Below are 1,078 nucleotides of genomic sequence, written 5' to 3'. Positions count from 1 at the left end.
ACCCCCGCCCCGCCAATGTAAAGCTCGCCCACCGCCCCGAACGGCACCGGCGCGCCATGACCGTCCAGCACGTACACCCGCGTGTTCGCAATCGGACGGCCGATCGGGACCACTGATCCATTAAAATCAGCCGGGCAATTCCAGGCCGTTACGTCGATAGCAGCTTCCGTGGGACCATATAGATTGTGCAGACCGGTCCAAGGTAATACGCACCGAACCTTCTGCGTGAGGGAAGCAGAAAGCGCCTCTCCACTACACACGAGACGCTGCAGGGAGGTGCAGCGATCAACGCCCTTCGTGTCCATGAAGCTGGCCAGCATGGATGGTACAAAGTGTGCGGTGGTGATGCGTTGGCCGACTATCAGGCTTACAAGCGCATCCGGGTCTTTGTGTACACCAGGAACCGCCAGCACCAGGGTTGCCCCTTCAAGCAAGGTCCAGAAGAATTCCCAGGCAGAGACATCGAAGCTAAACGGGGTCTTCTGCAAGACGACATCAGCCGTATTGAGTGCATAGGCCTTTTGCATCCAGATCAGGCGATTAACGATAGCCCGATGCTCATTCTGTGCCCCCTTGGGCGTGCCGGTGGATCCGGAGGTGTAAATCACATAAGCGAGATGGCGCGAGGTCAGGCCGAGCGCACGCGGGTCCGGATCGGAGAACGGCAGGTTCGCCCACTCCGGCGTCGCCGTCTCCAGATCGACCGCTATCACATTAGTCAGCACCTCGGGGCCAAGTGCGGCGCGGCCGGCCACATCGCAAAGCAGCAGCTGCGGAGCGGCATCGCCCAGCACCTGGTGCAACCGCGCCGACGGATAAGCCGGATCCAGCGGCAGATACGCGCCCCCCGCCTTCAGGATCGCCAAGAGCCCCACCACCATCGCCGCGCTGCGCTCCACGCAGATCCCCACCGGCTGATCCGGCCTGACTCCGCGTGCGATCAGATGGTGCGCCAGCCGGTTGGCCCGCGCATTGAGCTCGCCATAGCTCAGTCTCTCGTTCTCATGCACCAGCGCCACCGCCTCCGGTGCCCGCCGCACCTGCGCCTCGAACAGCTCATGGATGCACCGCTCCGACG

Annotated in this window: 1 protein-coding gene; it reads right to left on the bottom strand. The window is 62.8% G+C overall.

Features of this window, described 5'->3' with window-relative positions; translation table 11 throughout:
- Positions 1-1,078, bottom strand: a 1,078-nt coding sequence (locus ACLFKU_RS43545) for an amino acid adenylation domain-containing protein (protein WP_410853370.1), incomplete at both ends; no start/stop codon positions are given.

Source organism: Paraburkholderia sp. EG304 (genome assembly GCF_046543485.1).
GTDB lineage: Bacteria > Pseudomonadota > Gammaproteobacteria > Burkholderiales > Burkholderiaceae > Paraburkholderia > Paraburkholderia youngii.
The sequence above is the reverse complement of the archived record's forward strand: the minus strand, read 5'-3'. Positions and strand labels throughout refer to the sequence as shown.